Annotated in this window: 6 protein-coding genes; 4 read left to right on the forward strand and 2 right to left on the reverse strand. The window is 54.7% G+C overall.

The annotated features are described in order from the left end of the window. Together parC and AB7E14_RS20700 are read right to left on the reverse strand one after the other, a co-directional pair. A partial coding sequence (gene parC / locus AB7E14_RS20695; protein ID WP_428169879.1) for a DNA topoisomerase IV subunit A occupies positions 1-967 on the reverse strand: 967 nt, incomplete at its 3' end. A 130-nt stretch (positions 968-1,097) separates the two neighbouring features. Further along, a complete protein-coding gene (locus tag AB7E14_RS20700) occupies positions 1,098-1,490 on the reverse strand; it encodes a YgiW/YdeI family stress tolerance OB fold protein (RefSeq protein ID WP_042324346.1) in 393 nt (130 codons plus the stop codon). Between the two features lie 151 nt (positions 1,491-1,641). On the opposite strand from AB7E14_RS20700, the gene qseB reads away from it, so the two are divergent. The 4 genes from qseB to AB7E14_RS20720 all read left to right on the forward strand — a co-directional run bounded on the left by qseB (position 1,642) and on the right by AB7E14_RS20720 (position 4,680). Beyond that, positions 1,642-2,307 carry a quorum sensing response regulator transcription factor QseB gene (gene qseB / locus AB7E14_RS20705; RefSeq protein ID WP_316962886.1) on the forward strand — a complete coding sequence of 222 codons (666 nt, stop codon included), beginning with the start codon at positions 1,642-1,644 and terminating at the stop codon, positions 2,305-2,307. Further along, positions 2,298-3,647: a quorum sensing histidine kinase QseC gene (gene qseC / locus AB7E14_RS20710; RefSeq protein WP_042998162.1), complete on the forward strand. Its 1,350-nt coding sequence runs from the start codon at positions 2,298-2,300 to the stop codon at positions 3,645-3,647. The genes qseB and qseC overlap by 10 nt, the downstream gene beginning before the upstream one ends. 106 nt (positions 3,648-3,753) lie before the next feature. Next, complete coding sequence (locus AB7E14_RS20715; RefSeq protein WP_044329019.1) at positions 3,754-4,335, forward strand: NAD(P)H-dependent oxidoreductase; 582 nt, start codon at positions 3,754-3,756, stop codon at positions 4,333-4,335. A 30-nt stretch (positions 4,336-4,365) separates the two neighbouring features. Then, positions 4,366-4,680: a putative quinol monooxygenase gene (locus AB7E14_RS20720; protein ID WP_042998164.1), complete on the forward strand. Its 315-nt coding sequence runs from the start codon at positions 4,366-4,368 to the stop codon at positions 4,678-4,680. Positions 4,681-4,701 lie beyond the last annotated feature (21 nt).

Genomic DNA, 4,701 nt, shown 5'->3' on the forward strand with positions numbered 1-4,701 from the left:
TTTCCAGATCGGTGGTGGCAAACAGGTGGTTCATCACCTGTTCCATGTCCACGCGATTGGAACGCGGCACCACCACCAGACGGGTCGGGTTTTCGTGGTCTGACTCATCGCGCAAATCGTCTACCATCGGCAGCTTTTTATTGCGCATCTGGGCGGCGATTTGCTCCAGCACGCGCGCGCCGGAAACCTGGTGCGGCAGCGCGGTAATCACCACCGCGCCGTCTTCTTTCTTCCATACCGCGCGCATGCGCACGGAGCCGCGCCCGTTTTCATAAATTTTACGAATCTCGGCGCGCGGGGTAATGATTTCCGCTTCGGTCGGGTAGTCCGGGCCGTGGACAATATCCAGCAGCTCGTCCAGCGTGGTTTTCGGCTGCTCAATCAGGGTGATCGCGGCTTTTGCCACTTCACGCAGGTTGTGCGGCGGAATATCGGTCGCCATGCCGACCGCGATACCGGTTGTACCGTTAAGCAGGATGTTCGGCAGACGCGCAGGCAGCATTTTCGGCTCCTGCATCGTTCCGTCGAAGTTTGGCACCCAGTCAGCGGTTCCCTGGCCGAGTTCACTCAGCAGCAGTTCGGCGTATCTGGACAGGCGGGATTCGGTATAACGCATCGCCGCGAAGGATTTCGGATCGTCCGGCGCCCCCCAGTTCCCCTGGCCATCAACCAGCGGATAACGGTAAGAGAACGGCTGCGCCATCAGCACCATGGCCTCATAGCAGGCGCTGTCTCCGTGCGGGTGGTATTTACCCAACACGTCGCCGACGGTACGGGCGGATTTTTTAAATTTGGCGCTGGCATTCAGCCCCAGCTCTGACATCGCATAGACGATGCGGCGCTGAACGGGTTTCAGACCATCACCAATAAACGGCAACGCCCTGTCCATGATGACGTACATGGAGTAATTCAGATAGGCGTTTTCCGTGAATTCATGCAGCGCAAGGCGCTCTGCCATATCGCTCATTAATCGTGATTCCTCAACTGTAAGCCCGCCAGATACGCGGTATCTTTTCGGGCAATATTGCCGCAGATACTACCTTATCTGACGCGTTGAGTCACAAAGAAAAGGGCCGCGAACGCGGCCCTGACAGGGATTATTTGCTGACTTTACTGATTTGCTTCACGTCAATTTCAACGGAATTCCAGTCTTTATCCACTTCACCCTGAATTTCAACGGTATCCTGCGGGGTAACCGTCACGCCATTCCAGCGTTTGTGGTCGATATCGACATTGATGGTGCCTGTCGCATCTTTAAACAGATAGAGGTCATCGGAAATACGTTCAACGATGTTGCCGCGCAGCGTCACCCAGGTGTCATCACGCAAGGATTTCGCACTTTCTACCGTCGTGCTACTACCGTTAGGCCCCTGGAAGCCGCCGCTCTGCGTTTGCGTCGCGGACGGGCCAGAAAAACCACCCTGCTGCGCGGCCAGAACCGGTGCGGAGCAGAGCGCCATGACGGCAACAATTGCAGCCAGTTTTTTCATGATCATTTCTCCCTTTGATGTCATTTCACATCCATTAAATACGGTAATCCTTAACAAGTTCTTAAGGCAAAAAAAGTCTCTTTTTTGCTGTACATCACGTGCAACATCGCGGTTTACTTGCCTTTATCACAGCGGGTGCAGGGATGAAAATATGCGAATTTTACTGGTTGAAGATGATGCGTTGATTGGTGACGGCATTAAAACCGGGCTGAGTAAAATGGGCTTTAGCGTCGACTGGTTTACCGAAGGTCGTCAGGGAAAAGAAGCGCTCTACAGCGCGCCTTACGACGCGGTGATCCTCGATCTCACGCTGCCGGGAATGGACGGGCGCGATATTCTGCGCGACTGGCGCGAACAGGGAAAGCGCGAGCCGGTGCTGATCCTCACCGCACGCGATGCGCTGGCCGAACGCGTCGAAGGGCTTCGACTCGGGGCCGATGATTATCTGTGTAAACCCTTTGCACTGATAGAAGTCGCCGCCAGACTGGAGGCGCTGATGCGTCGCGCCAGCGGTCAGGCCAGCAGTGAATTACGCCACGGGCGGGTGACCTTACGTCCCGGCGATCGGGTCGCGACACTGGCGGGTGAGCCACTGATACTCAAGCCAAAAGAGTTCGCACTTCTGGAATTACTGATGCGTAATAAAGGTCGCGTGCTGCCGCGCAAGCTCATTGAAGAGAAGCTGTATAACTGGGACGAAGAGGTCACCAGCAATGCCGTTGAAGTGCACGTCCACCATCTGCGACGCAAGCTGGGCAGCGATTTCATTCGCACCGTTCACGGCATCGGCTATACGCTTGGCGAGGTATCATCGTGACCCAACGACTCAGCCTGCGCGTCAGGCTTACCCTCATTTTTCTGATTCTGTCAGCCATTACCTGGGCGGCATCGAGTTTTGTCGCCTGGAAAAAAACAACGGATAACGTTGATGAACTGTTTGATACCCAGTTGATGCTCTTCGCCAAACGCCTGGTTACGCTCGATATCAATGAACTGCACGCCACCGAACGGATGGCGCATACGCCAAAGAAATTCAAGCACGGTCATGTTGATGATGATGCGCTGACCTTTGCCGTCTACACCACGGACGGTAAGATGGTGCTGCACGACGGCGATAATGGTCAGAACATCCCCTATAGCTACCGCCGGGAAGGCTTTGATGACGGCAAGTTAAATGGCGATGACGATAAATGGCGTTTTATCTGGCTGACTTCCTCCGATGGTAAGTACCGCATCGTGGTCGGTCAGGAGTGGGAATACCGTGAAGATATGGCGCTGGCGATTGTGACGGCGCAACTGGTTCCCTGGCTTATCGCCCTGCCGCTGATGCTGCTGTTGTTGATTATGCTGCTGCATCGGGAGCTCATGCCGCTTAAAAAGCTGGCGCAGGCGTTGCGTCTGCGCGATCCGGAATCCAGCGAGCCGCTCAGCTCACACGGCGTCCCGAGTGAAGTGCGCCCGCTGGTCGAATCGCTCAACCAGCTTTTTACCCGTACCCATAAGATGATGGTGCGCGAACGGCGCTTTACCTCAGACGCCGCCCACGAACTGCGTAGTCCGTTAACGGCGCTAAAAGTCCAGACGGAGGTGGCGCAGCTTTCTGATGATGATCCGCAGGCACGCGAGAAAGCGCTGATGCAACTCCATACGGGCATCGATCGTGCCACGCGTCTGGTCGACCAGTTGCTGACGCTTTCCCGTCTCGACTCGCTGGATAACCTGCAGGACGTCGCCACGCTCTCTCTTGAGGAAGTGCTTCAGTCTGCGGTAATGGACATCTGGCAACCCGCGCAGCAGGCGCAGATTGATGTGCGTTTGCAGATCAACGCTCATAATGTGACGCACACCGGGCAACCGCTACTGCTCAGTTTGCTGGTGCGCAATCTGCTGGATAACGCCATCCGCTACAGCCCCAAAGGTAGCGAGGTGGATGTCACGCTTGACGCCCGGCAGTTTACGGTCAGAGACAACGGCCCCGGCGTCACGGCAGAAGTCCTGCCTCACATTGGCGAACGCTTTTATCGTCCGCCCGGACAGCAGGTTACCGGCAGCGGGCTGGGCCTGTCGATTGTCCGTCGCATTGCCGCCCTGCACACAATGACAGTGTCGTTTGACAATGCGCCAGACGGGGGTTTTATCGCGACAGTGAAGTGGTAATCGTCGATTATTGCGCCAGATGCAAAAGACTTTGCACATTTTGCTAATTTCACCCTACCGGCTGTTGACGTAAAATTAGCCTCAAACGCATTTCAGAGGATTAATAATGAGCAACATCCTGATTATCAACGGCGCGAAAAAATTCGCACACTCCAACGGCCAATTGAACGACACCCTGACGGAAGTCGCCGACGGCACGCTGCGCGACCTCGGGCATAGCGTCAAAATCGTCCGCGCTGACAGCGATTACGACGTGAAAGAAGAAGTGCAGAACTTCGTCTGGGCGGACGTGGTTATCTGGCAAATGCCAGGCTGGTGGATGGGTGCGCCGTGGACCGTGAAAAAATACATTGATGACGTGTTCACCGAAGGCCACGGCACACTGTATGCCAGCGATGGTCGTACCCGCTCAGATGCTTCGAAGAAATACGGCTCCGGCGGTCTGATTCAGGGGAAAAAATACATGCTTTCTCTGACCTGGAACGCACCGATGGAAGCCTTCACCGATAAAGATCAGTTTTTCCATGGCGTGGGCGTTGATGGTGTTTATCTGCCGTTCCATAAGGCGAATCAATTCCTTGGAATGGAAGCGCTGCCGACCTTTATTACCAATGACGTCATTAAAATGCCGGATGTACCACGTTCTGTTGCAGAATATCGCGAGCATCTGCAGGCGATTTTTGGTTAACTGGTAACCTGGAATTAGAAGGAGTTAACCATGCTTACAGTTATTGCTGAAATCCGCACCCGTCCGGGACAACATCACCGTCAGGCCGTCCTCGATCAGTTTGCGAAAATTGTTCCAACCGTACTGAAAGAAGAAGGCTGCCACGGCTACGCGCCGATGGTAGATCATGCGGCAAACGTGAGTTTTCAGACCATGGCGCCTGATTCAATCGTGATGATTGAGCAGTGGGAAAGCATCGCGCATCTTGAAGCGCACCTGCAAACCCCGCATATGAAAGCCTACAGCGAAGCCGTTAAGGGCGATGTGCTGGAGATGAATATTCGTATTCTGGAATCCGGTATTTAAACATACCGCGTTGCGCCGGGT

It is taken from the genome of Citrobacter sp., assembly GCF_050252275.1.
Classification (GTDB): domain Bacteria; phylum Pseudomonadota; class Gammaproteobacteria; order Enterobacterales; family Enterobacteriaceae; genus Citrobacter_A; species Citrobacter_A amalonaticus.